Annotated in this window: 24 protein-coding genes, 3 tRNA genes and 1 pseudogene; 15 read left to right on the top strand and 13 right to left on the bottom strand. The window is 51.3% G+C overall.

What is annotated here, in order from left to right:
- Positions 1 to 11 precede the first annotated feature (11 nt).
- Positions 12 to 896: a LysR family transcriptional regulator gene (locus H3L95_RS02650; protein ID WP_040668858.1), complete on the bottom strand. Its 885-nt coding sequence runs from the start codon at positions 894 to 896 to the stop codon at positions 12 to 14.
- 14 nt (positions 897 to 910) lie between these two features.
- Between H3L95_RS02650 and H3L95_RS02645 the strand changes: the two genes are divergently transcribed.
- From H3L95_RS02645 to H3L95_RS02610, 8 genes and pseudogenes are all read left to right on the top strand, one after another.
- Positions 911 to 1,390 carry a CidA/LrgA family protein gene (locus tag H3L95_RS02645; RefSeq protein WP_003760309.1) on the top strand — a complete coding sequence of 160 codons (480 nt, stop codon included), beginning with the start codon at positions 911 to 913 and terminating at the stop codon, positions 1,388 to 1,390.
- Positions 1,391 to 1,402: 12 nt separating this feature from the next.
- On the top strand, positions 1,403 to 2,098 hold the full coding sequence (locus tag H3L95_RS02640) for an LrgB family protein (protein ID WP_003760310.1): 696 nt from the start codon (positions 1,403 to 1,405) through the stop codon (positions 2,096 to 2,098).
- A 256-nt stretch (positions 2,099 to 2,354) separates the two neighbouring features.
- On the top strand, positions 2,355 to 3,359 hold the full coding sequence (locus H3L95_RS02635) for a 3-oxoacyl-[acyl-carrier-protein] synthase III C-terminal domain-containing protein (RefSeq protein ID WP_003760315.1): 1,005 nt from the start codon (positions 2,355 to 2,357) through the stop codon (positions 3,357 to 3,359).
- Positions 3,356 to 4,336 (top strand): NAD-dependent epimerase/dehydratase family protein, encoded by a 981-nt coding sequence (locus H3L95_RS02630; protein WP_003760317.1) that lies wholly within the window; start codon positions 3,356 to 3,358, stop codon positions 4,334 to 4,336. The genes H3L95_RS02635 and H3L95_RS02630 overlap by 4 nt, the downstream gene beginning before the upstream one ends.
- A gap of 4 nt (positions 4,337 to 4,340) precedes the next feature.
- Positions 4,341 to 5,165, top strand: coding sequence for an MBL fold metallo-hydrolase (locus tag H3L95_RS02625; protein WP_003760319.1), 825 nt, complete (start codon positions 4,341 to 4,343; stop codon positions 5,163 to 5,165).
- A 58-nt stretch (positions 5,166 to 5,223) separates the two neighbouring features.
- Entirely contained in the window at positions 5,224 to 6,510 is a 1,287-nt protein-coding gene (locus tag H3L95_RS02620) for a F390 synthetase-related protein (protein WP_003760321.1), read from the top strand.
- Positions 6,511 to 6,614: 104 nt separating this feature from the next.
- A pseudogene (locus tag H3L95_RS02615) lies at positions 6,615 to 6,725 on the top strand (IS5/IS1182 family transposase); the annotation flags it as partial.
- A gap of 67 nt (positions 6,726 to 6,792) precedes the next feature.
- Positions 6,793 to 7,248 (top strand): hypothetical protein, encoded by a 456-nt coding sequence (locus H3L95_RS02610; protein WP_003760325.1) that lies wholly within the window; start codon positions 6,793 to 6,795, stop codon positions 7,246 to 7,248.
- Positions 7,249 to 7,421: 173 nt separating this feature from the next.
- On the opposite strand, the gene rtcR is transcribed toward H3L95_RS02610, so the two are convergent.
- Together rtcR and H3L95_RS02600 are read right to left on the bottom strand one after the other, a co-directional pair.
- Complete coding sequence (gene rtcR / locus H3L95_RS02605; RefSeq protein WP_003760329.1) at positions 7,422 to 9,056, bottom strand: RNA repair transcriptional activator RtcR; 1,635 nt, start codon at positions 9,054 to 9,056, stop codon at positions 7,422 to 7,424.
- An 11-nt stretch (positions 9,057 to 9,067) separates the two neighbouring features.
- A complete protein-coding gene (locus H3L95_RS02600) occupies positions 9,068 to 9,823 on the bottom strand; it encodes a tRNA(His) guanylyltransferase Thg1 family protein (RefSeq protein ID WP_003760331.1) in 756 nt (251 codons plus the stop codon).
- A 958-nt stretch (positions 9,824 to 10,781) separates the two neighbouring features.
- Between H3L95_RS02600 and H3L95_RS02595 the strand changes: the two genes are divergently transcribed.
- The 5 genes from H3L95_RS02595 (at position 10,782) to H3L95_RS02575 (ending at position 16,079) form a co-directional block, all read left to right on the top strand.
- Entirely contained in the window at positions 10,782 to 11,123 is a 342-nt protein-coding gene (locus H3L95_RS02595) for a hypothetical protein (RefSeq protein WP_003760337.1), read from the top strand.
- 576 nt (positions 11,124 to 11,699) lie between these two features.
- Positions 11,700 to 13,271, top strand: a complete 1,572-nt coding sequence (locus H3L95_RS02590) for a TROVE domain-containing protein (protein WP_003760342.1) — start codon at positions 11,700 to 11,702, stop codon at positions 13,269 to 13,271.
- 72 nt (positions 13,272 to 13,343) lie between these two features.
- The gene (locus tag H3L95_RS02585) at positions 13,344 to 13,922 is read left to right on the top strand and encodes a hypothetical protein (RefSeq protein ID WP_241429739.1); all 579 of its coding nucleotides are present in this window, start codon (positions 13,344 to 13,346) and stop codon (positions 13,920 to 13,922) included.
- Between the two features lie 26 nt (positions 13,923 to 13,948).
- Positions 13,949 to 15,427, top strand: coding sequence for an AAA family ATPase (locus tag H3L95_RS02580; protein ID WP_003760347.1), 1,479 nt, complete (start codon positions 13,949 to 13,951; stop codon positions 15,425 to 15,427).
- A gap of 88 nt (positions 15,428 to 15,515) precedes the next feature.
- Complete coding sequence (locus H3L95_RS02575) at positions 15,516 to 16,079, top strand: HI_0983 family protein (RefSeq protein WP_259345824.1); 564 nt, start codon at positions 15,516 to 15,518, stop codon at positions 16,077 to 16,079.
- A 77-nt stretch (positions 16,080 to 16,156) separates the two neighbouring features.
- Here H3L95_RS02575 and H3L95_RS02570 read toward each other — a convergent pair whose 3' ends face one another.
- Positions 16,157 to 16,600 carry an RpiB/LacA/LacB family sugar-phosphate isomerase gene (locus H3L95_RS02570; RefSeq protein ID WP_003760350.1) on the bottom strand — a complete coding sequence of 148 codons (444 nt, stop codon included), beginning with the start codon at positions 16,598 to 16,600 and terminating at the stop codon, positions 16,157 to 16,159.
- Positions 16,601 to 16,718: 118 nt separating this feature from the next.
- Between H3L95_RS02570 and H3L95_RS02565 the strand changes: the two genes are divergently transcribed.
- Positions 16,719 to 17,414, top strand: coding sequence for a hypothetical protein (locus H3L95_RS02565; RefSeq protein WP_003760352.1), 696 nt, complete (start codon positions 16,719 to 16,721; stop codon positions 17,412 to 17,414).
- On the opposite strand, the gene H3L95_RS02560 is transcribed toward H3L95_RS02565, so the two are convergent.
- Positions 17,396 to 18,243, bottom strand: a protein-coding gene (locus H3L95_RS02560; protein ID WP_182096198.1) for an IS630 family transposase whose coding sequence is annotated in 2 segments (ribosomal slippage) — positions 17,396 to 17,928 and positions 17,928 to 18,243 — 849 coding nt in all. Because the reading frame shifts where the segments join, the coding sequence is not laid out codon by codon here. The two genes, H3L95_RS02565 and H3L95_RS02560, sit on opposite strands and share 19 nt — an antisense overlap.
- Before the next feature lie 506 nt (positions 18,244 to 18,749).
- Here H3L95_RS02560 and H3L95_RS02555 point away from each other — a divergent pair.
- The gene (locus tag H3L95_RS02555; protein ID WP_174263546.1) at positions 18,750 to 19,475 is read left to right on the top strand and encodes a metal ABC transporter ATP-binding protein; all 726 of its coding nucleotides are present in this window, start codon (positions 18,750 to 18,752) and stop codon (positions 19,473 to 19,475) included.
- 131 nt (positions 19,476 to 19,606) lie between these two features.
- Here the strand turns inward: H3L95_RS02555 and H3L95_RS02550 are convergent, their stop codons facing one another.
- The 8 genes from H3L95_RS02550 to H3L95_RS02515 all read right to left on the bottom strand — a co-directional run bounded on the left by H3L95_RS02550 (position 19,607) and on the right by H3L95_RS02515 (position 25,145).
- Positions 19,607 to 20,179 (bottom strand): 50S ribosomal protein L25/general stress protein Ctc, encoded by a 573-nt coding sequence (locus H3L95_RS02550; RefSeq protein ID WP_003755233.1) that lies wholly within the window; start codon positions 20,177 to 20,179, stop codon positions 19,607 to 19,609.
- A gap of 66 nt (positions 20,180 to 20,245) precedes the next feature.
- Positions 20,246 to 21,229, bottom strand: coding sequence for a ribose-phosphate pyrophosphokinase (locus H3L95_RS02545; protein ID WP_045072760.1), 984 nt, complete (start codon positions 21,227 to 21,229; stop codon positions 20,246 to 20,248).
- A 243-nt stretch (positions 21,230 to 21,472) separates the two neighbouring features.
- Positions 21,473 to 21,548, bottom strand: a tRNA-Gln gene (locus H3L95_RS02540).
- An 11-nt stretch (positions 21,549 to 21,559) separates the two neighbouring features.
- Positions 21,560 to 21,635 (bottom strand) — tRNA-Gln (locus H3L95_RS02535).
- A gap of 11 nt (positions 21,636 to 21,646) precedes the next feature.
- A tRNA-Gln gene (locus H3L95_RS02530) sits at positions 21,647 to 21,722 on the bottom strand.
- A gap of 6 nt (positions 21,723 to 21,728) precedes the next feature.
- Positions 21,729 to 22,577, bottom strand: coding sequence for a 4-(cytidine 5'-diphospho)-2-C-methyl-D-erythritol kinase (gene ispE, locus H3L95_RS02525; RefSeq protein ID WP_003755236.1), 849 nt, complete (start codon positions 22,575 to 22,577; stop codon positions 21,729 to 21,731).
- 14 nt (positions 22,578 to 22,591) lie between these two features.
- The gene (gene lolB / locus H3L95_RS02520) at positions 22,592 to 23,182 is read right to left on the bottom strand and encodes a lipoprotein insertase outer membrane protein LolB (protein ID WP_003755239.1); all 591 of its coding nucleotides are present in this window, start codon (positions 23,180 to 23,182) and stop codon (positions 22,592 to 22,594) included.
- A gap of 79 nt (positions 23,183 to 23,261) precedes the next feature.
- Entirely contained in the window at positions 23,262 to 25,145 is a 1,884-nt protein-coding gene (locus H3L95_RS02515; protein ID WP_003755241.1) for a tetratricopeptide repeat protein, read from the bottom strand.
- Positions 25,146 to 25,410: the final 265 nt, after the last annotated feature.

Below are 25,410 nucleotides of genomic sequence, written 5' to 3'. Positions count from 1 at the left end.
ACGACCTTTTTCTATTTTCTGAACTCATCCCTGACGATATCCAGCCAAGCCCTGAGCGCGGGGGTGGGACGCTGGTGTTTTTTCCACGCCATGGTCAGTTGCCAGCAGATTTCGGGTTCGGTCAGCGGGACGGCGGCGAAGGTGTCGGGGTTGATTTTGCGGGCGTAGTATTCGGGTAGAAGGGCGATGCCCATATGGTGCGCCACCATGTCGGCGAGCAGATCCCATTGTCCGGTGCGGCAGACGACGTTGGGGGTGAAGCCTTGGCTGCGGCAGGCGGTTTGGATGGTTTCGTTGAGGGAAAATCCTGAGCCGAAGAGGATAAACGGTTCGTGTTGCAGGCTTTTGAGGCTGAGGGCGGCATGGCGGGCTTGGGCGCGCGGCATGAGGACGACGAGCGGGTAGTCGCAGAGGGTAATGCTGTCGAAGTCTTCGTGGACGGGGGCGAGCAGTTGTCCGGCGTCAAGTTCGTTGTTGCGCAAGGATTGTTCGATGGTGAGCGAACCTTGTTCGAGGAAGGTCAATTCGATGCCGGGCCATTGGCGGCGGAAGCGGAACAGGGCGTTGCTGAGCAGGTCGCTGCCGAGCAGTGCCAAACCCAGCCGCAGCGTGCCGCTTTTGATGTGGCGGTAGCCGTCGATGCGGGAGAGCAGCAGGTCGCGTTCGTGCAGGAGGTTCAGCGCGTGGCGGTACACTTCTTCGCCGATGGGCGTGGTGGCGACTTGACGTTTTTTGCGGCCGTTTTCTTTAACCAGCAGCGGCACACCCAGCTCTTCTTCCAATGCCTGTATGGTTTTGCTGACGGTGGGTTGGGTCAGGTTGAGCGCGGATGCGGCGGCAGAAAAACTTTGCAGGCGCACGAGTTCGGCGAAACAGTGCAGGCTTTTGAAGTCCATTATTCCTCTTTTGCATGATTTTAGTTCAGATAATTCATATTATGCGTAAACCGCGTCCTTATAATCAAGCCTTCGTTTTGGATTACGGATGGATAAACCTTATGGATACGCTGACGCGATTTTTTCAGACGACCTTGCAGCTTGCCGTAGTCGGCTTGGTGTGGCTGGTGTCGGATTTGATGGTGCGCTTTGCCCATCTGCCTGTTTCTTCGGGCGTATTGGGGCTGTTTTTGATGCTTGCGCTGTTGGGTTTGGGCGTGATTAAAACCGGCATGGTCGAGCGCGGCGCGAAATGGGTGTTGGGCGAGCTGGTGTTTTTCTTTATTCCGATTATGGTTTCCGTATTGCAATACCGCGATTTGCTTCTTTCCGAAGGTTGGCGGCTGGTGCTGACGATTGCGGTCGGTACCGCGCTGGTGATGATCAGCACGGCGCTGACGCTGAATTTCTGCTACCGCTGGAAACGCCGCCTGCATAAAAAACTGCACGCCTGATAAGGAATAAAAATGGATTACGCCGCGCTTGCCTGCTTCGCTTGGACCTGCTTCGCCTATTTTGTGGCGAAAAAAATCTACCGTAAAAAACCGCTGATGATTTTCTCGCCCGTCGTGACCGTCTCGGTCAGCACCATCGTCCTGATGCTGCTTTTGGGCATTTCCTACGACACTTACCACAAATACACGCAGGGCATCGTTTTCCTGCTCACGCCGGTAACGGTCGCCTTCGCTATCCCGATTTACGAAAACCGCGAGGTCATCCGCCGCCAGCTTCCCATCCTGTCGATAGCGATTTTGGTCGGCATGTTCGTCGGCGTGGCCAGCGCGTTTTTGATGGGCAATATGTTCCACTTCGACAGCGAAGTCACCAACAGCCTGATGGCGCGCTCGATTTCCACGCCGTTTGCCGTCGTGTTGGCAAGTGAAATCCACGGCTCGGCATCGCTGGTATCGCTGTTCACCATCATCACCGGCTTCGTCGGCATGATATTCGGCGATTTGTTTTTAGCATTCACCCGCATCCGCTTCCACACCGCCAACGGCGTCGCACTGGGCAATGCCGCCCACGGCTTCGGTACTTCCCGCGCCGGACAACGCCACGAAACCGAAGGCGTGATGGCGAGCCTGACCATGATTTTGGCGGGGCTGTTTATGGTCATCATCGGGCCGAGCATGGTGCATTTGGTGGTTTGGCTGATGGGCTGAACGGCAGTTTTATAGTAGATTAACTTTAAACCAGTACGGCGTTGCCTCGCCTTGCCGTACTATCTGTACTGTCTGCGGCTTCGTCGCCTTGTCCTGATTTAAATTTAATCCACTATACAAAGATATTGGCAACGTCGTCTGAAAAGCCGTTTACAGGTTTTCAGACGACCTTTTTTTGAGTTGGCCGCGGATATAAACGTTGACAATGACAAAATATTAATACTATGCTGAAGTATTACTCACTAGCGGATATATTATGCAAACAACTCATCCGAACCCATCCCTCCGTCTCAACATCATCGGCACAGGCAAAGGACTGCCTTCGCGGCTGGTTCCTTCCAACGAAATCGATGCCCTGCTCGGCATCAAAGAAGGCCGCACCGAAAAACTCAGCGGCTTGGCGCAACGCTACTTTCTGGCAGACGACGAATCTGCCGATGCGATGCAGCTTCAAGCCGCAAAAATTGCGCTGGCGGCAGCAGGCATCACGATTGACGATGTGGATTGCGTCATCAACGCTTCGGGCATCGACCGTCAATGCATTCCCTTCAATGCCGCGCATACATTACGGCTGCTGAAGCCCGCGCGCCCGATTGCCGCATTCGATGTCAACATGACCTGTTTGTCGTTCTTACGCAGCTTGGATTTGGCGGATTCGCTGTTACACAAATATCCCACCATTTTATTGATCAGCTGCGATGTCGCCTCTGTCGGCTTGGACTGGAACGATTTTCACAGTTCGACCATTTTCGGCGACGGCGCGGCGGCGGCGGTCATCAGGTCGTCTGAACGCGGCGGCGTGCTGACAAGCAAATTCGAGGTACATCCCGAAGGCTACGAATTTTGCACCATTCCTGCGGGCGGCTATGAAAACCACCCGTCCAAACATCCCGAAAGCTATGTCTCCCAAGCGTATTTCCACATGAACGGCAAAAAGCTCTACAAACTTGCCGCCGAAGCCATACCCGGCTTCTTGGATGAAACGTTGGCGCAGGCGGATTTGACGTTGGCAGACATAGACTGGATCGTTCCGCATCAGGCAAGCCGCGGCGCTTTGCAACACATCATCAGCCGTCTGAAACTCGACCCCGCCAAAATCGTCGATATTTTCAACACCCACGGCAACCAAATCTCCGCCTCCATCCCCTCCGCGCTGCACCACCTGCTGACCGACTTCCCCGTCCGATCCGGCGATAAAGTTTTGCTGTTCGGCACATCCGCAGGCGTGGGCTTGGGCGCCTTGGTTTGGGAAAAACCATGAAAAAGGCCATCGTCACCGGCGCAACCGGCGGACTGGGGCGCAACCTTGTGCAGACGCTGCTTGCCCAAGGCTGGCAGGTAGCCGCATGCGGGCGCAATACCGAAATCGGCAAAATGCTGGATACGGAATTTCACGCCTTCGATTTGTCCGACCGCAATCAGACCCTGAAGGCATTTTCCAATGCCGATATCGTGTTCCATTGCGCCGCGCTGTCCTCGCCGTGGGGGCGTTATGAAGATTTTTACCGCGCCAATGTGACCGCCACGCAAAACGTCTTAGCGGCGATGCGGCAGCACCATATCGGCAAGCTGGTACACGTTTCCACACCCAGCATCTATTTCGACTACCTCGACCAGCACAAAGTCCCCGAAACCTTTATCAGCCGCCACTTCGTCAACGACTACGCCTACACCAAATTCCTTGCTGAACAAGAAGTTGCCGCCGCCACCGACCTCTCCAGCGTCATCATCCGTCCGCGCGGCATTTTCGGCGAATACGATACCGCCGTCCTGCCGCGCCTGCTCAAAATCTCCGAAAAAGGCTTTCTGCCGCTGATTCGGCGCAGCGGCCGCGAAGCGGGCGGCGCATTAGTGGACGTGACCTACGTCGGCAACGTCGTCCATGCCCTTCTGTTGGCAGCTGAAGCTGATGTGCCCCGCGCCATGCCGTTCAACATCACCAACGGCGAGCCGCAGACCATCGCCGCACTCTACCGGCAAATCATCGATACCCTGCATCTCGGATGTCGTCTGAAACCTGTCTCCTATCGCCTGATTGACAGCGTTGCCCGCCTACTGGAAACGCAGGCGCGGCTGACCCGTTCCTTTCGCGAACCCCTCGTCACCCGTTACAGCATAGGCACGATTTCCTTCGACCAAACCCTAGACATCAGCCGCGCCCGTTCGCTGCTCGGCTACGAACCCCAAATCAGCATTGCCGACGGACTGCGGCAATACGCCCGTTCCCTGAAAGGCTGAAGCTATGGACATCCGTTTCTACCACACCGGCTACTGCACCCATCCCGAATGTATGGTCGAACGGGGCGGCAGCCTGCGTAAAGCAGCCTTTCCCGCCATGACCGCCCACATCACCCACCAAGGCGGCAACCTGCTGTTTGATACCGGCTACGCGCCCCGATTTTTCCAAGCCTGCCGCCGATTTCCCGAAAAGTTTTACGCGCTGACCACGCCCGTCACCCTCAGCCAACCGACCATACGCGAGCGTTTGGGCGATGCCGCGCACGACATCAACCAAATCTTCCTCTCCCACCTGCACGCCGACCATATTGCCGGACTCAAAGACTTCCCCGACGCAGAAATCATCCTTTCCCGCGCCGCCTACGATTTTGTTTACCGTACCGACAAACCCGAAAGCCTGACCAACCGCATCATCGAAGTCAAACAAGGCTTCCTGCGCGAGCTGTTGCCCCAAGACCTGCCGCAGCGCGCCCGCTTTATCGAAGATATGCCCGAAGTCCGCCTTGACGAAGCGTTTTACCCGTTTGAACAAGGCTACCGCATCAGTGCCGATTTGATTGCCGTCGCCCTGCCCGGCCATGCCGCCGGACAATACGGGCTGATAGCCGGAGAATTTTTCCTGATTGCCGACGCCGTTTGGCGGTTTGCGACCATCAGCCACAACCGCCGCCCCAACCCCCTTACCGGCCTTATCGCGCAAAACCGCAACGCCGTCCAAGCCACCATAGACCGCCTGCAAGACCTCCACCGCCGCAACCGCGAAATCATCCTCGTTCCCAGCCATTGCGAACCCACCTTGCGTCGATTGGGCATGGAAGGTTTGGATTAAAGCAGGTCGTCTGAAAACCCGACGAGCAAAGCCCCTCAACTGCACAAAAGAACACACCATGAAACCTTCAAAATGGCAAATCCTTAAATCCTTTTTCCACACACGAAACTACACGGAACGCGCCGCCCTTGAAGCACACCAGCAAAAACAGCTCGACCGCCTTTTGACAAACCACAACAGCCGCTTCTACCCCCACAGCGCCAAGCTGCAAGACTACCCCGTTATCAACAAACGCATCTTCATGCAGCATTTCGCCGACATCAACGCCTACGGCATCAGCGAAAAAGACGCCCTCTCCGTCGCGCTCAAAGCCGAAGAAAGCCGCGACTTCAGCCCCGTTTTTCAGACGACCTCGGGCAAAGAAATCACCGTCGGGCTTTCCTCCGGCACCAGCGGCAACAGGGGCATTTTCCTCGTTTCCCCCGAAGAGTCCGCCCTGTGGGCAGGCTATATGCTCAAACGCATGCTGCCCCGCCCCTACCTCTCCCGCCACAGCATCGCCTTCTTCCTGCGCGCCAACAGCAACCTCTACACCGCCGTTAAAAGCCCGCTGATACGCTTTGAGTTTTACGACCTGCTCGAAGCCTTGGACGCGCACATCCCAAGGCTCAACGCGCAAAAGCCCACCATCCTCATCTCCCCCGCCCAAGTATTGCAGCAGCTTGCCCAACACCCCGACCTCACCATACACCCCAAAAAAATCATCTCCGTTGCCGAAGTTTTAGAACCTCAAGTCAAAACCCGCATTGAACAACGCTTCGGCACGCCGGTTCACCAAATCTACCAATGCACCGAAGGCTTCCTCGCCCACACCTGCGCCTACGGCAACCTGCATCTGAACGAAGACATGGTCTATATCGAAAAAGACTGGATAGACCGCGAAAGCGGCCGCTTCGCCCCCATCATCACCGACTTCAACCGCAAAAGCCAACCCGTCATCCGCTACCGCCTCGACGACGTTTTGATTGCCAACGACGCACCCTGCCCCTGCGGCAGCGCATTCGCCCGCATCAGCGCCATCGAAGGACGCTGCGACGACATCCTCGACGCACGCACGGCAAACGGCGAACCTTACGCCCTCTACGCCGACTTCATCCGCCGCGCCATGATTTCAGACGACCTCATCCAAGAATACCGTGTCGAGCAACACGGCAAAGCCCTGCACATTTTCCTGACGCCCGACACAGAACAAACCCGCGCCGCCGCCACACGCAACCTGGACTGCCTGTGGCAGACGCTGCAACTTCGCCCCTTTGATTACGTTTTCCAGCCGGAACAAACCCGCCCCCTGCACCAAAAACGCCGACGCGTGACGAAAATTTCCCCGTATAGCGAAAATCCGTAATTGTTTTAATGCGTTATCTTTCCAAGCAAAGACAAAAAGGGTCGTCTGAAAAATTTCAGACGACCCTTCCAGTAAAAAGAAAAACGCCATACCCGACCTTACCTTCCTATAGTGGATTAAATTTAAATCAGGACAAGGCGACGAAGCCGCAGACAGTACAAATAGTACGGCAAGGCGAGGCAACGCCGTACTGGTTTAAATTTAATCCACTATACTTTCCGTAATACCTGCCATGTTAAGCTTGCAGTAACGCCCAACACTCTTTCAGACGACCTAAACCTTATGCGCTACCTTATCCCCCTCTTCTTCCTATCGTTTCCGTTAGCAACCTATGCCGGCGGTGATTCTTCAAAAGCCCAAGTCCTCAGTATTGTAGGCAGCCACGGTTACTATCGAATTTCCGTCCGCCAAATAGAACACCTAATTTATGACGATGGGTGTACGACATACAATATCCGTATTACCCCTCCTAGAAAAACCTTTTGGGATCTGTTTGGTCTGGGACGAGCCGACGACCATCCCACCGCCGAACAAACACAAGCTGCTGCCGCAGTGTTAAAACAGTATGCTGCCAATCAGCAACCGCTAGAAATCGGCTATTTGGGCGGCGGACTGTATCCCGATCCTCGACAAAAATGCCTTTATCACGGCACTGGGATGAGGTTTGATGCACCGGACTATTTAGCCGTACGTCAAGACGGACGCCTGAGTCTATATCCTTATCTGACCAAACCATAAATACATCCCCGCCACAAAGTAAAAGGTCGTCTGAAAACGGACGCAGTCAGTTTCTGCGGAGCTAAAACGAACTCAGTGAATCTTGAGAACAATTTTTTCAGACGACCCTTCCTAATACCAGCCAATCGAAATAAAAACCCCTTCCGCCCCAACCCGATCGGTTCAAGCCTCATCTACTGCACGATATCGCCCCACTCCAAACCGAATTTCTGCAAATATTTGCGCAGCCTGTCGCTGTCATTGGTTTTGGCGCGGCTGTTTCGGGAAACATGAAACAATGCCCGCCCCGCCTGCGCCATGTTTTGGTGTTTGCGGCATTCGTCAATCACGTTCTGCAATTGCAAGCGGTCAAACAAATCCAAATTTTCCCAATCGATTTTGTCAGGATAGTTATCCGCCTTTTCAGACGACCCCTTGTGCAAAAGGTCGTCTGAATCCGCCTCTTCATCCCATAACCATTTGAGCCGCTCAATTTCCGCCGCTACTTGCTCCGCCTGTATCCTGCCCTGCGGGGCAAGCGTGGCCAGGCGCATGATGCTGGCGGCAAGGTCGCGGAAATTGCCGCGCCATCGGGCTTCGTTTGAATGGGCGAAGGCAAGGTAGGCAGACAGGGCTTCTTTATTGAAACGGGTGGCGCGGCCGAGTTCCTGCGAGGCGAGCGCGAGCTGGTGTTCGATGTTCGGCTCGATGTCTTCACGGCGGTCGGCGAGCGCGGGCAGCGGGTAATTCCAAATATTGATGCGGGCGAACAGGTCTTCGCGAAAGCGTCCGGCGCGGATTTCCCGCCGCAGGTCGCGGTTGGTACCGGCGATAAGCTGGAAGCTGCTGTGCACTTCCTTGTCGCTACCGACGGGATAAAAATGTTTTTCTTCAATGGCTTTGAGCAACATGGCCTGTTCGTCCAAGCCCAATTCGCCGATTTCGTCCAAAAACAGTACGCCGCCGTCGGCGGTTTTCAAATAGCCTTCGCGCTTTTCCGCCGCGCCGGTAAACGCGCCTTTTTTGTGTCCGAACAGGGCGGAAGCCGCGCCGTCGCCGCGCAAGGTGGCGCAGTTCACATCGACAAACTCGCCTTTAATCAGATGGCGCGCCTTTTTCAATTCGAAAATCCTGCGTGCCAGCATCGATTTGCCCGCACCGGTAGGGCCGGAGAGCAGAATCGGCGATGGGGAATGCAGCGCGACTTGTTCGATTTCGGCAATCATGCGGTTGAAGGCGGCGTTTTGGGTGGAGATGCCGCTTTTCAGGTAGCGCACCGCGTCATCGCGCACAGCGGCAAGGCGTTCGGCAAGCACATCGTAACGCGCCAAATCCAAATCGATGATTTCATAACCGCCGATATCGCCTTTCCCCATGCTGCGCCTTTGGTTTTTCGGCGGCGCAGTCTGCAACAGCACGCCGGGGATTTGGCGCGATTCCACCAATAAAAACAGGCAGATTTGCGCAACGTGCGTACCCGTGGTGATATGGGTGAGATAAGTTTCTTCTTCAGTATCAAACGTATAGCCCGCCGCCCAGTCGTGCAGCTTGGTATAAACCTCGGAAAAATCCCACGGGTTTTCCAGCTCCATAGGCACGAGATTGACAACGGTGTGCGGCGACACCTGCTGAATATCGGCTTTCACATGATCCGCCAGATCGCGGTATTTCTCCGCATAAAACAGCTCCATGCGGTCAAGATGGAAATCATGACGCTGATTCATGGCGACATTCGGCCGCCACTTCTGCCAACGCCCTTGACCGAAACCGCTGTCCAATACCGTACCGAGAAAGCTGACGGCGACTTGTTTTTTGGGTGCAGTATTCATTTTCAGACGACCTAAACCATTCTTTCCAAGACAAATGCGCCGTAATCATCACCCAAAGGCAGCTCGAAATCCGTATGTAAGATTTGGCGTTCCGCCTGCACGGTTTCACCGGTTTCCGGGTTGAAACCCTCTTTCAAGGTCGTCTGAAAATACACGCCGAAGCCGCGTTTCTGCCATGCGGGCAGTTCGTTGAAATTAATGTTATTTTCAAACAGCAAATCGTGTTTTTGAGCGCGTGTCAGCCCGCTGACGGCATCCGTGGCGCGGGACACGCTTTCGCCTTTTTTACGCAGCATCCAATAGCAGTGGGCGTTGAGCGCGTTGCGGTGCGCGTCTTCATGCCGCCAACGGAAATAATCGACCACCAGTTTTTCGTTCGGCAAAACGCAAACCCGTGCATCAAAAGCGGCAGATTGCCCGTGCGCTACCGAAAAGGCAGCGCTGGCTTCGCCCGCCAATACCGAAATGATTTTGCGCGTTTTGCGTTTGAACGTATCGTCGTCGCGGCGCAACAGCAGCGAAATTTCATCGCTTTCCGAATAGCCGTACGCCACATTGAAACCGCACTGCATCAAATGCCGGACGGTGTGTGCCATCAGGTCGCGGAAGCGGATATCGAACGGGGCTTCAAACTGCCAAATTTCCTTAGTCAACCGCGTAAAGCCGCGACCGTCCAAGCGCACTACGATGAAGTTTTCCTGCGGCACGCAGAAATCGTAAGCGGTTTCGTATTGCCGCAGGCGTTTGTCCAAATCGTCGAATCGCATCACATCTCCTTAAATATCTTATTTTCTATAAATCTATCTAAAAATATATTTTTCAGCATTCTACGCTTTTTGCCGCAAAAGACCACATCAAAATATATTTTCTTTTTATTCAATAAATTAAAAATTAATTTTGAAATTTTTTTATCGTTGGCACGCTGTTGGCTATGTTGTAAATGTAACGATGCAGCAGATGCTGCGGAAAATACAGTTCTACAGGAAAGAATTTTCCGTAAATTTTTAGCTGCCGTGTCGTTACAGGGCGAATGCCGACAAGACTACAAAGTTTCTGCAGGTTCGACTCCTGCCTCGCCTAATAGGCGTTGACGTCTTGTTTTTCTAGTCGCCCACCTTTTCTGATTCAGCAGGCAAATGCCAGCCTTGTTTCCCTGAATGGTTGATGGCTTGCTGTATCGCTTGATCACTCAAGGTCGTCTGAAACTTTTCAGACGACCTACGACAAGAACCGTTTTAGGTGCATTCGGCAAATGCCGGAGGAATTACAGCCTGCAAACGCTCGAGGTCGCGGGTTCGAATCCCGCCTCTGCCGCCAACTATGGCAGAGTAGCTCAGAGGATAGAGCGCGTAAAAATTTCTCTACCCCTTGTTGCCAGATATACCACCCCTTACGGGCGGATGCCGGCAGGATTACATTAGATCGGTTATTGCGGGTTCGATTCCCGCCGCCGGAAACGGCGTAAATCCTGCCAATCTAGCCGCCCACCTTTTTCGCAGCATGGCGGACAAATGCCTTGGGAACTACATTCGTCGCAGGTTCGAGTCCTGCCCCGCTTTCGGCGGGTAGCTCAGTCGGTTAGAGCAATAAGGCGTTTCCAAAAAACTCGTTGTTTGCCGTGCTGCCCCTTATCAACACTTTCAGACGACCTGAAGAAGACATAGCCATGAACATCCTTTTCCGAAAAAAAGCTACCTGAAACTGAGCCGACTTTAAGGAATAGATATGAACACTTGGCTAATCATCGGCGTCATCGTTTTTTCGACTCTGGTTTGCGGGTCGTTCCAAACCTGCCGCAGCCGCAAACGCGAGCAGGCTTGGCGGAAACAGGCTTTTCCCGAAGCGGAATGCAGTTTGATAAAGGAAGGCTGCCGTTACGACATCGCGCTTTCAGACGGCCGCACCTTCCGCCAAGCCGAAATACTCGGCACGGCGCAGGGCAAAGAAGCAGAGTTTCTGTTCGGCTATGGAAGTATGCTTGTACTGCGTCTTTCAGACGACCGTAAAGCCTATGTGCGGCAGGCATGTATCCGCTGCGTGATTGAAAGCAAGATTTTAGAGGATTAAATATAGTGGATTAAATTTAAATCAGGACAAGGCGACGAAGCCGCAGACAGTACAGATAGTACGGAACCGATTCACTTGGTGCTTCAGCACCTTAGAGAATCGTTCTCTTTGAGCTAAGGCGAGGCAACGCCGTACTGCTTTAAAGTTAATCCACTATAAAAAGTTTAAGGGCGCAACCGGCAAATGCCGGGGAAATTACATCACTTAGGGAGTACGAGGTACGGGTTCAAATCCCGTTTCCGTCAGACAGAGGCGGAATAGCTTAACCGGAAGAGCGCGTAAAAAATGCATTTCCCCAACCCTTGTTGCAGGACGCGCCCACCCCTTACGGGCGGATGCCGGCAGGATTACATTAGATCGGTTATTGCGGGTTCGATTCCCGCCGCCGGAAACGGCGTAAATCCTGCCAATCTAGCCGCCCACCTTTTTTTACGGCAGCAGGCGGATGCCTGAAGGGATTACATTAACCTTCCACGTTAAAAAAACGTATCCCTTCAAATATTAGCCGCTGCGCTGCCACCCATTCGAGGTCGTCTGAACAGTTCAGACCACCCAAAACCAACAACACGAAAGGAAATGAAAATGGTTAACACCACCTTGTTCCAATCTATCAAAACCCGTTTGACCGCTGCCGACACACATAACGAAGCAGGCGGCATCGCCTACACGCTGACACCCAAACAACAGCTCGCCCAACTTGCCGCCACCGGCTGCCTGAACAGCACTTACTACACCGATGCGCAAGACCAGCTTGAGCAAGTATTGGAATTGGCAGAAAACCTGGATGCCGAGTTTATCGCCAAAACCGCCGTGTACGCCCGTCAAAAAGGCTTCATGAAAGACATGCCCGCGCTGTTGCTTGCCGTGTTGGCGCAGAAAGACGTGAACATGCTTGCCCGCGTATTCGACCAAGTGGCGGACAACGGTAAAATGTTGCGCAACTTCGCGCAAATCATCCGCAGCGGCGCGGTCGGCAGAAAATCCTTCGGCAACCGTCCGAAAAAACTGATGCAGACCTGGCTTTTGACCGCTACCGAAAAACAACTGTTGAACGCCGCTATCGGCAATGCTCCGTCGCTGGCGGATGTGGTCAAAATGGTGCATCCCAAACCGCGTGAAGCATGGCGTGCCGCCTGGTTTGCGTGGCTCATCGGCAAACCGTACGACCGCGAAGCATTGCCGCCCATCACCCGCGCCTTTGAAGACTACAAACAAAGCCGCCAAGGCGCATTGCCCGACGTTCCCTTCCAAATGCTCACTGCTTTGGAATTGAATAGCGGCGACTGGGCGCAAATCGCCCGCAACGGCTCATGGCAGCAGGTTCGCCAAAACCTGAACACTTTCCTGCTCCACGATGTGTTTGCGAAAAGCAAAAACATCAAAATGGTGGCAGAAAAACTGCGCGACCAAACCGCCATCCGCCGCGCCCGCGTCCTGCCTTACCAATTGCTGACCGCGTATCAGGCAACATCCGAACAGATGCCGTTTGAAATCCGCGAAGTCTTGCAAGATGCGATGGAAACCGCCGTACAAAACGTACCGGCAATCCGAGGCAAAGTCGTGGTTTGCCCGGACGTCTCCGGCTCCATGCACAGCCCGTCCACCGGCTATCGCGGCAGCGCGACCAGCAGAACCCGCTGTATCGACATCGCCGCGCTCGTATCCGCCGCCATGTTGCGCACCAACCCGAAAGCCCGCGTGATACCGTTTGAACAAATCACGGTAAACGTGCAGCTCAACCCGCGAGACAGCATCATGACCAACGCCCAAAAACTCGCCAATATCGGCGGCGGCGGAACGGCATGCAGCGCACCGCTCGCCCTGTTGAACCGCGAAAAAGCCGATGTGGATTTGGTCGTCATCGTGTCTGACAACGAAAGCTGGGCAGACCTCGGACAATGGGGCGGCAAAACCGGCCTGATGAAGGAATGGGACATCCTGAAACAACGCTGCCCCGAAGCCAAACTCGTCTGCTTGGACATCCAGCCCTACACCACCGTGCAGATGCAAAACCGCTGCGACATCTTGAACATTGGAGGCTTCTCCGACCAAGTGTTCACGCTCATCGGCTCGTTCGCCGAGCAAGGTATGGGTGCGGATTTCTGGGTGGAAGAGATTGAGAAAACCGAGCTGGTGGCGGTAAATTAGCCAAGAGGCCGTCTGAAGATAAGGTGGCAACGTTTTCAGACGACCTTACCGGTAAAAGATTGAGTGGCAAACATGAATGCTGACGAACTAGCCCTGTGCGAAACCTTTCCCGCGACCTTGCGGCATGAGGCAGAAACGCTGATTTTGCGGCAGCCCTACCGCAGCCGCTTGTCCGTCATCCAAGGGGAAACCGTTGTTTCAGACGGACAGACAATCCGCCTCATCAGACGCCAATATGCAGCTTTCCATGCGAAAGGGGACGAGGTTCGGCAACTGATGGCACACTGTCTGAATACCCGCCATCACGACGGTCATGTTCGCGAACGGCATTTCAAACCGCTGCTCGCCGCCGGACAGCCTGCGTTCGTCCTGCCTTTTGCCGCACAGTTGCTCGGCGAATATGTTTTGCCGATACAATTTGACGTTGCCGTATTTTTCCAACACAACGTTGCGGCTTTGGCACGTTTTTTCGCTGACAACCCGCTTTATTGGCAAAAGCAGAAAAACCGCATCCGCAGCTATTGGCATTGTTATCACAGCAGCCGTTATCCCGATTGGCAAAGTTATCCCGTCCGTTTGTTGGCGGAAGAAATCGATAAGGAAATCGCCCGTATTGTTTTCAGACGACCCCTCACACCAAACGTCGTCTGAAAACCCAAATAAGGAAATCAAACACTATGCAAAAATTCATCTTAATCCGCGGTCATCAAGGTTCGGGAAAATCGACTTTCGCCGAACAAAAAGCCGCCGAATTTAAAGCGCAGTATCCGGATGCGGAAATCGTCCGTATTGAAAACGACTTGCTCATGACCGACGAAAACGGCGTGTACCGCTGGTCGGGCGAGGCGGTGGATAAGGCGCAGAAACGCGGTAATGCTTTGATGACCGAGACCTTAAAAATCGGACGCAAAAATCCGAACCGCAACATTTTAATCATCCATTCCAACACCAACCAAAAGGCTTCGCGTTGCCGCCATTTGTTGGATCTGGCGAAAAAAAGCGGTTTTGAAACAGAAATCTACCGTATGCACAATTTCTATCCCAACCTGCACGGCGTGAAAGAGCATGACGTGTTGGCGGCGTATATCAAGCTGAACCAAAACCGCGTGGCAAACGAAATCCACGTCGAAGCCGTACAACCCGCCAGCGCGGAACAGCTGGAAAAAATCAAACAAATGCAGGCGTTCCAGCAGCAACCCCTGCCGTTTGACGAAACGCAGCAAACCTTCGTCACCGAAAATTATCTGCAACACGGCAGCCGCAACTTTACCGCCAAAGCGTCCAAGCGTTACCCCGAATTGCGCGTGTTGAAATACGCCCGCAGCGTGTTCTACGACAACCGCTTCGACGATGCGCTGCTGGAAATGCGCGGTTTGATTATCGACGCACACAACCGCATCATCGTGCGCCCGTTTAAAAAAGTGTTCAATTATTCGGAACGTATTGCCAAAGGCAGCCGTTACCCGATCCGCGTCGGCGACGAGCGATTGGTGGATGCGGTCGTAAAAGTAAACGGTTTCCTCGGCTGCTGCACTTTCGTCTCGCTTTCAGACGACCATCCGTCCCACGGTGCAACGTTTGACGGCAAAGTGCTGTATTCGACCACCGGCTCGCTCGACAGCGCGTTTGCTGACATGACCGCCGCACACTGCGCACAATACGAACCCCTGTTCCGCGCTTATCCGAACCACACTTTTTTGTTTGAAATCACAGATGCAAAAGACGTGCACATCATCCGCGAAGAATTGGGCGAAACCCTAATCGGCTGCATCGACGTGGCGACAGGCCGTCAGTTTACTGAAGCCGAATTGGACGAAATCGGCAAACAATACGGCATCCGCCGCCCCGAAACGCTGAAAAACATCACGTTCGGCGAGCTGAAAGGTCGTCTGAAAAACGTGGAACACGAAGGCTTTATGGTATTTGATGCGCAAAACGGCGAAATGCTGTTCAAACTCAAATCGCCGTATTACCTGATTTCCAAGTTTCTGGGACGAAGCAACGAAGGCAACATCGGACGCAAGCTCGACAAACGCCACGTCGACGAAGAGTTTTACCCCTTAATCGACCACATCCACGAGCATCGCGAAGCGTTCAACGCCATGCCTGAACTGGATAAGATTGCGTTTATTCAAGCATTCTTACGGCAACTGTAAGGTCGTCTGAAAAACGCAGAACGCTTGTGATAATATGACGGCGGCGGATGCTTTGTGTCATCCGCCCCTCATTATCACAAAAGGAAAAATGATGAAAAAAACCAATATTGTCAAAAAATTGATGCTTGCCGCCGTAATGCTCCCGTTAGCGGCACAGGCGGCGCAAGCTGCGGAGATGGCATCCTTCGGCGAACCGCCCAAAGACTTCAAAATCGACTATCAAACCGAACAAAACGGCATGATCATGGTCGAGCTCGTACCGCAAAAACAGACTGTCGACAACTGGACAAAAATGATCACCCTGCAATCCATGGCAGGCGCGAAACCGGGCGTAGAAAGATTTCGGGCAGATATGGCTTCCTTATGGCAGAATGCCTGCCCGAAAGGCAACTTTGACACCGTACGGGAAGGGGAAGAAAACGGTTATCCCTTCGTATTATGGCTGATGGCTTGCGAAAACAACCCACAAACCAACAAATCCGAATTTACTTGGGTAAAAGCAATACAAGGCAACGACGGCCTGTATGTGAAACAATACGCCTTCCGCTATGCACCCAACAAAGCCGAAGTCTTCGAGGCTATCAACCAGTTGCGTAATTTTACCGTCTGCGACAACAGCGCGAAGCATCCTTGCGGCAAAAGTGGAAAATAAGCGTTTAAACGTTTTCAGACGACCTTGATGGCAGAGTACGAGAAGGTCGTCTGTCTAAAACAAAAGCCATAATGCGCTTACGCCCCGCGTTCGAATGCCTCGATTTCGCCAACCTTAGGCGCATAACTGCTGCTTGTGTCGTGGCGCAAATCCAACCAAATATCCACCAGCGCCCAAGCGGCAGGCGCGGCAATCACATTCTGCCCCATGCACAACACCTGCGCGTCGTAGTTTTCCACCGAGCCGCGGACGGTAAGCAAATCGTGCGCCGTCGCCGCCCGTATGCCGCGTATCTTGTTGGCGGCAATCGCCGTACCCACGCCCGTACCGCAAATCAACAGCGCGCGGTCGGCACGTCCCGCCGCCACTTCCTGCGCCGCCGCAAACGAAAGCTGCGGATACGTTCCGTCCGATGACGACAAATCAACCAGACTGCCGACACGCGGATCGTTTTGTAAATGCGCTTTAAGCGCGTCTTTCAATAGTGCGCCGTTGGCAGGCGCGGCAATAACCAAACGCATACATACTCCTTAACCACATAATAAACATAACCAGCATACGCCCGCTTGCAAGACGGTTCAAGCCGATAGCCGCACTACCGCACCATAAACCGCATCGAAAAATCACAGGAAACGCAACATGAGCAAAATCTTTTTCACATCCGACCTACATTTTTCACACAAAAACATTGCCAAATTCTGTCCGCAGTTCCGCCCTTTCGACAACATCGCCGACATGGACGAATACCTGATCGAAACATGGAACAACACCGTCTCCCCCGACGACGACATATACAACTTGGGCGATTTGTCTTTCGCCCACGACATCAAAAAAATCGCAGCCGTCCTATCGCGCCTCAACGGCAAACACCACCTAATTTACGGCAACCACGACGACATCGTCCGCCGTCACAACAAATACCTGTTTGAAACCGTCAAACACGACGGACATCCGTTACTGTCATCCGCCCGAACCTACCGGAAACTGCAATTGGACGAAATAGACAATACGCTGATTTTGTTCCACTACCCGATTAACGAATGGGACGGCTGCCACAAAGGCTGGTATCACTTATACGGTCATTTGCACGACCGTCTGGCAGAAATCCCCGGCCGTGCCTTAAACGTCGGCTTCGACCTGCACGGCCGTTTCCTCACCCCGCAAGACATCGACAGCTTCCTCAGCCCACTGCCGAAAATCTCATATTTCGGAGAAAACCCGACCGTTCCGTCCCAAGTAGAGGCTGCCAAGGATTTCGTAGCACACCAGTTGCGTTCACTCAACAATAAAGCCAATCAGAAGGCGCAAAAATATAGTCAATTAAATTTAAAATAGGACAGTAACGCATCGTCAAATCGGGCGTAATCAGACAATATGGTTCGCAGATACCGCTTAATATTCGCCCACACCTTCTCAATCGGGTTGAGCTCAGGTGAATAAGGTGCAAGAGGCAATACCTTATGTCCCAATTTTTCCGCCATTTCCCGTAAGACACCCATACGGTGAAATCGTGCATTATCTAAAATAATCACCGATTTTTGAGTCAATGCGGGCAGTAGGCATTGCTGAAACCACGCTTCAAAAAAAACTCCGGTCATCGTATCTTGATAAACCATCGGAGCAATCAGCCGGTTGCCGACTTGTGCGGACACCAGAGATAAGCGTCGGTATCTTTTTCCACTTATCTGCGCTTTCACTATTTGCCCTTTCGGGCTGCGGGCATAGGGACGGAACAGGTAGCGGTCAAATCCTGTTTCATCCAAATAAACGCGTTGGTAGTCGGAAAATTCGGCCAGCTGTGTCAAATAATGCGTTACTTTGGCCGGATCTTGTTCTTTGTAAGTGGTGGTCTTTTTTTGCGCGTCATCCCCATCTGTTTGAGTGCATAGCAAACGGCGGCTGGCGTACAATCAAAATGTTTGGCGATTTCATGCAGATAGGCATCCGGGTGTTGCCCAACATATTGAGCCAGTTTTTGCCTATCCAATTTGACGGCATTTAGACCGGTAACTTGATGTTTTAGGCTGCCTGTTTGCTTTTTAAGGCGAATCCACAGGTAAAGCGTGTTTCTTGACAAGTTAAACGTTACTGCGGTTTGGCTGATATTTTTGCATTGTTCGTAATAGTTTAAAGCTTTGTTTCTTAAGTCCGCAGAGTATGCCATGGTTAGACCTTCAAAGTTGAGTATTGTACCATTTTGTTTTTAATTGACTATAAAAATCAAACTGATGCGGGTAGCCATGTTCAAACACGGATAGCGTGACTCCATCCAATATCAAAAAGGTCGTCTGAAAAACATTTTCAGACGACCCCAAGCGTCAAACAAACCATGCCGCCTCCTTTTCAATCTTGTATTGTCAAAAACAAATTTACAGTCAGAATGTTATACAGTATCATCTCAAAACTCATTTACTTTCTTTCAGACGACCTATCCCCCTCTTAGAGCAGACCGATAATTCGGTAGCGCATTACTTCGGTTCATAGCAAAATCAAAATTTGTTATATGCCGCCGATGTTCTTATCTGCTTACGCCAACTCATCACCTTAAGGTCGTCTGAATGCTTTACGACTTATGAATTCTATTCTCTTAACCGGCCTATTCCAACGGCTGCTGATTGCCCTTCTTGCAATTGCAGCATTATGGGCAATATATTTTTGGGCAGTCGCATCATGAGCATCAAGGTAGAAAATCTGACAGTCAGCTACCAACGCCGCCCTGCCATCCACCATATCGATATTACTTTTGAAGACCACAGCATGTGGGCAATTTTCGGCCCCAACGGTGCGGGAAAATCTACGCTGCTCAAAGCCATTATGGGACTTCAAAACATCGATACGGGCAAAGTGTCCCTTGAAGGATTGCAACGTAAAGATATCGCCTATCTGCCCCAGCAGTCGGACATTGACCGCAGCCAGCCCATGACTGTCTTTGAGCTTGCCGCGATGGGTTTATGGTACGAAATAGGCTTTTTTGGCCGCGTGAACGCCCAACAACACCAACGAGTGATGGCTGCATTGGAGCGCGTCGGCGTTCAGGATCTTGCCGACCGTCAAATCGCCCACCTTTCCAACGGGCAATTCCAACGTGTCCTATTTGCGCGGATGCTGGCTCAAAACGCCAACTTCTTGCTTTTGGACGAACCTTTTAACGCGGTAGATGCTCGGACAACTTACGCATTGCTAGACGTATTGAAACAATGCCATGAAGAAGGTCAAGCCATCATTGCCGTTTTGCATGATTACGAACAAGTCCGAACCTATTTTCCCCATACCATTCTGATTGCACGGGAAAAAGTTGCCGCAGGCGCAACCCATACTGTACTGACCGACGCCAATTTAAGCCAAGCCAATGCACTGATGCAAAGGCAAGAATCGGCAGATTGGTGCGAGGTATAACAAAAAAGCATTGCAAATTTCCATTGCAATGCTTTTTTATTAAAATCCTATCAAGCAATTAGCTTACGGCTGCAAAATAAAAACTGCACTATTACTAGTGCAGTTTTTTCAAATCATCCTTGAAACGATGATTAGCGTTTTTTACCGGTAACGGTAGCAACCGCCAGGTTTTCGTTACGTTTCAGAGAAACGCTTTCTACACCTTCAGGCAGTTGGATGTCAGACAGGTGAAGGATGTCGCCGGCAACGACTTTAGTGCAGTCCAAATCCAAGTATGCAGGGATGTTGGCAGGCAAAGCAACCACTTCAACAGTAGTGTTCAACAGGGATACGCGACCGCCTTGCAGTTTAACGGCTTGAGAGTTTTCAGCGTTAACAATGTGCAGGGGAACGCGGATGCGTACAGGTTGGTCGGCTTTAACGGCTTGGAAGTCGATATGTTGAACTTCGCGACGGAACGGGTGCATTTGGAAATCACGGACGATAACGTCTTTGGTTTCACCGTTCAGGGACAGTTTGATCAGTGCAGTGTGGAAAGATTCTTTTTCCAATGCGTAGAATACAGTTTTGTGATCCACAGCAATTGCAACGGGCTCTTGACCTTCACCGTACAAAATGCCGGGGATTTGGCCTTCGCGACGCAGGCGGCGGCTCGCACCAGTGCCTTGTGCTTCACGAACAGAGGCTTGAATTTCATAAGTCATGTTAAATACTCCAAATTAAATAAAACTACCGTCATCGGCCGCGACCAGCTTAAGACGGCTTCGGGGTTATGGCAGCAACATGCTGCCTGTCATCACCTCTTCATTGAAAAGATATGAGACGGATTCTTCATTGCTGATGCGGCGGACCGTTTCAGCCAAAAGGCCGGCAATCGTCACTTGACGGATACGGTCGCATTGTTTGGCCGCTTCAGACAAAGGGATGGTGTCGGTAACGACAACTTGGTCGATTTCAGACGAGGCAATACGGCTGACTGCCTCTCCCGAGAATACGGCATGGCTGGCATATGCCAAGACACGTTCTGCCCCGCGCTCTTTCAAAGCGACGGCAGCTTTACACAACGTATTCGCGGTATCAATCATGTCGTCTACAATCAGACAGGTACGACCTTGAATGTCGCCGATGATGTTCATGACTTCCGCCACATTGGCTTTCGGGCGGCGTTTGTCAATAATTGCCAAATCGGCATTTAATGATTTCGCCACAGCGCGGGCTCGGACTACGCCGCCAATATCAGGGCTGACTACGGTCAGGTTTTCAATCCGCTGCTGTTTGATATCATTCAACAGAATAGGAGTGGCATAGATGTTGTCGACAGGGATATCAAAGAAACCTTGAATCTGGTCGGCATGCAAATCGACAGTCAAAACGCGGTCAATACCTGCGGAATACAACATATTGGCCACCAGTTTGGCGGAAATCGGAACGCGGACAGAACGCGGACGGCGATCTTGGCGGGCATAGCCGAAATAGGGAATTGCCGCGGTAATACGACCGGCGGAAGCGCGTTTCAGCGCATCGGCCATCGTCAGGATTTCCATTAGGTTATCATTGGTTGGGGCGCAGGTGGGCTGCAGGATAAATACATCACGACCACGGACGTTTTCCATCAATTCGATGGCAATTTCGCCGTCTGAGAATTTGGATACTGAGGCTTCGCCTAACGAAATATCCAAGTGTTTGACAACGCGTTGCGCCAACTCCGGATTTGCGTTGCCGGTAAATACCATCAAACTGTCGTATGCAGCCATATTTTCACCTGATTTTATGTTTAACTTCCGCTCAGAAAACGTCATGCTTCCCTCTGCCTATGTCCAAGACATTACGAGCGGTATTATACGCACAATGAACGGCATAGTGAATTAAATTTGCAGCGTTATATCACTGTCACGCCTCATCACAATCCAAATTTATCACTATAAAACAAAGTTTTTCTGCGTTGTCATTGATTTTCAACATAAAAGAGCGTGTAAGGGAACTTACACGCTCTTATTTGGCTGGGGAGGAAGGATTCGAACCTTCGCATGCTGGAATCAAAATCCAGTGTCTTAACCGCTTGACGACTCCCCAATAAAGGGTGCTGGCTGGGGAGGAAGGATTCGAACCTTCGCATGCTGGAATCAAAATCCAGTGTCTTAACCGCTTGACGACTCCCCAACAAAGGGATTTGGCTGGGGAGGAAGGATTCGAACCTTCGCATGCTGGAATCAAAATCCAGTGTCTTAACCGCTTGACGACTCCCCAACTTTATCAAATCATTTGAAACAATGGATGAACGTCTAAACCTTCAACACAATATGCTTCATATGATTGTGAAACTTGTTGGTATATATTGTTTGCTTCTTGCCAACTATCCGTAGAGAGAAATATACACGCTCCAGATCCTGTCATTAGCGCAGAACCATATTCGGATAATTCACAATAAGCTTTCCAAACCTCAGGATATTCCTGAAAAACAACAGCCTGCATATCATTTCTAAACGGCTGCAAAGATTGGAAAGTCGGCATTATGCTTGGTTTGGAATTTCGTGTCAAGCTCTCATGCGAGAAAATTTTAGCAGTAGAAACATGTACCAACGGTTTGACTATCACATACCATTGTTTAGGAATTTCTATTTTGACTAATTGTTCACCGATTCCTAGTGCAAAAGCACTTTGCCCAAAAAGGAAAAACGGCACATCCGCTCCCAAACCAACCGCCAAATCAATAAGCTGTTGCCTTGTCAGCCGACATTGCCACCATTGATTCAACACGATTAACACGGTTGCCGCATCGGAGCTACCTCCGCCCAATCCTCCCCCTGTCGGAATCTTTTTCTCCAACCAGATTTCCACACCACGACAGGAACCGGTATGTTGCTGCAAAGAAAGTGCGGCACGATAAGCCAAATCTTGTTCGCAGGGAATACCTTCAGTGGGATTATGCAGAATAATCTTTTTATCATCTCGTAGCTTCAGGCAGACGGTATCATACAGCCCGATAAGGCAGAAAATACTTTCTAAATTATGGTATCCGTCATCCCTTCTGCCCGTAATACGCAAATCGAGATTCAACTTAGCAGGCGCAGGAAAGGCTTGAGCGTCGGAAGGAATGTCCATATCAAGCTCTTTTTTTATTTTTTAAGGCGGGCTGCACATTGCGTCTGATCGCTGGCAGCAGGTTCGTGGTTGACTTCGTCAAATACCAGACGGACATTTAATTTGGCATTTTCCAATTGAAGGATTTTCGGCTTGCCTTCGCTATTGGTGCTGCGTGTAATAGTCCAATTAAATTGTTCCAAACGGCCATCGGGCAACAATCGATATGGCGCATTGGCAACGCGTTTGCCATCCGCCCAAATATGCAGATATTGAACAGGCAATTCATAGCCCAGAAGTTTGTTGCTGAGTTCTTCTGCTGTTTCTGCCTGATAGACTCGACCTTTACTGTCTACTGCCAATACACCTTGATTGTCTTTACATAACTGTCCGACCGTACTGCCCAAAGGCGTATTGACGCTAATCGTTTGGACTTGATTTTGATAGGACCAGTCAAAATTAGCGTAAGAGCCTTTTTCTTCGACTTTTACTGCCAATCTTCCGTCCGCAGTGAAATCATTGACATTCTCCGCAGGCTTCCAATCATTTTGCTGAGACAAATTAGGGTGCACACAAGCGGCAAGCAAAGTCAGTGTTGCAATAGATACTATGGTTTGTAATTTCATAAATACTCCCAGAGGTTGTCTGAAAACGGTCTATCATCCCGGCTTCTTCCAATGCCTTGTTTTCAGACGACCCCTTTCATTATTTCGATTTTACGGAACGCCCCGATTGGGCTTTTTTCGTTGGTTTAGGAGCAGCCTCCACGCCGAAACGCTTCATGGTTTCCCGCAATATTTTCATATCGCCTTCACCCTTCAGGCCGTCTGTCCATATTTTTTTGGCTTTTTCCTGCTCTCCGGATGCCCACAATGCTTCGCCCAAGTGTGCGGCAACTTCTGCATCGGGATATTTTTCAAACGCATATTGCAAATAAGGCAATGCGGTTTGCACATCGTCTTTCAGGAAATACGCCCAACCCAAACTGTCATTGATGGCGGGGTTTTCCGGCTCGATTTGATAAGCAGCCTGAATCAGTTTAAAGGCCTCGTCTAAATTTTTCTTGGTCGGGGACAGCAAAATATAGCCCAAAGCATTCAAACCGTTAGCGTTATCCGGTGCCAATTCGACTACACGGCGCAAATCGGCAATTGCCTTGCCCTGATCGCCCATACGGTCATAAATCATGGCTCGTTGGTACAAAACATCAGGCAACTGCTCCATGGCATCCGGCTGCCGGCTTATCTTGGGCAACATTTTATTCAGCTCGGACAATGCTTCTTGCAAATTATCGTGTTTGGACAAAGCAAACAGGGTAACCCGTTGCAATTCCTTACTGCCGAAATAACGCCCTTCCTGTTCCGGCAGGCTTTGCGCCCGACGTGCTTCTGCCAAGGCTGCCTTACCGTTTCCTTGTTCGGCCTCTAATGAAGCACCGAAAACTGCTTTATCAAAAACATAACTGGGGGAAACAACTTTGGCAAGCCATTGTTTGGCTTTGGGATAGTCTTTAACATCGGCATAAGCCATCGCACCAATCAGGGCGGCACGGCTTTGTTGTTCGCTTGTTCCGATGTTATACGCTTTATCCAAATAATTGATAATCGTCGAAATATCGTCTTTACGATTGCTTGCCAACAACGCTGCCTGAATATACAGGTCTGGATTCGGGTTATTTTCCAACAGCGTACGCAGGCGCGCATAGGCTTTGTCGTTTTGTTTATTGGAAATCAGGTTGACGATTTCCAACTCCTGCCATACGGGCGAAAGATTGCGCGTATCGGTTTGCTCGAAGAAGCCGTTTAATATCTCGGGACTGCGTTGCGCCATCAGCCGCAAAGTCAGTAAAGTCGGCGGCAGCATCTCTGCATCCAGCCCTGCCAAACGTTGCAATGCCGCAATGGCATGTTTCTTTTTGCCACCTTGCGCACTGAAAATCACATCGGCAATCGCAGCTTCCGGCAAATCTTTATATTTCAAAGCTTCCTTATGGACTTGTGACGAAGCTTTCTCTGCCAACCCCGGCTGCTGGATTGCCGCTTGAGCCAACAGCAGGAAAATACGCTGATTCTGTTCTTCGCTGGCATTGGCCAAAATATCATCCAAACCATTCAAGGTCTTATCGCCCTGCCCCAGCAAGATATTGCGCAACCAGGTCATACGTTTTTGCGCATTACCCGGAACAGGTTCGATTTCACGCCATTTTTGATAAATCATTTCCGCCTGTTGGAACGCATTGAGCGAAACCGCCATTTCTAAAGCGCGCTCTGCCACCTCCGGCGATTTGGTATTGTTCAACATCATCATGTATGTTGCCAACGCCGTACCGGCATCACCTTTCTGCAACAGTATTTCGCCGCTCAACAAGGTAAATATCTGATTTGCACGGTTTTGTATATTCACACGGCGAGCCTGCTCGACCTTGAATTCATCAGGCGTAAAGCGGTTTCTCTTTTGAATAATCTGTTTCACGTCTTTCGGTGTTTTCACCTCGACGGCATTATCCTGCCTGGCGGCAGAAACTTGCACCGCAAACAACATCATGACTGCAGCGGCAATCGTGCGGGCGCGGGTTGGGGACAGCAACATAACAATCCTTTGTGTACAAAAAAGCCGCATCAGAATTCATACGGCCATAATCAAACGTAACTTTATCACAAGCGGCCAACTTTGTAGATTTAAGCAACCGTAAACCTATTGTAATATTCCTCCTTTTCAGACGACCCCTTGCCCTGAATTTGAACAGGTTCCCGACTATCTCTTCACGCTTAACCATCGTAATCAAATATAAGCAGACTACGACCATCAACAATTCGGCTTGAAATCAAAAAAGCTGAGTTCTGTCATTTACAGA

This window comes from Neisseria sicca (assembly GCF_014054945.1).
Classification (GTDB): domain Bacteria; phylum Pseudomonadota; class Gammaproteobacteria; order Burkholderiales; family Neisseriaceae; genus Neisseria; species Neisseria sicca.
This window is presented reverse-complemented; position numbering and strand designations above follow the sequence as displayed.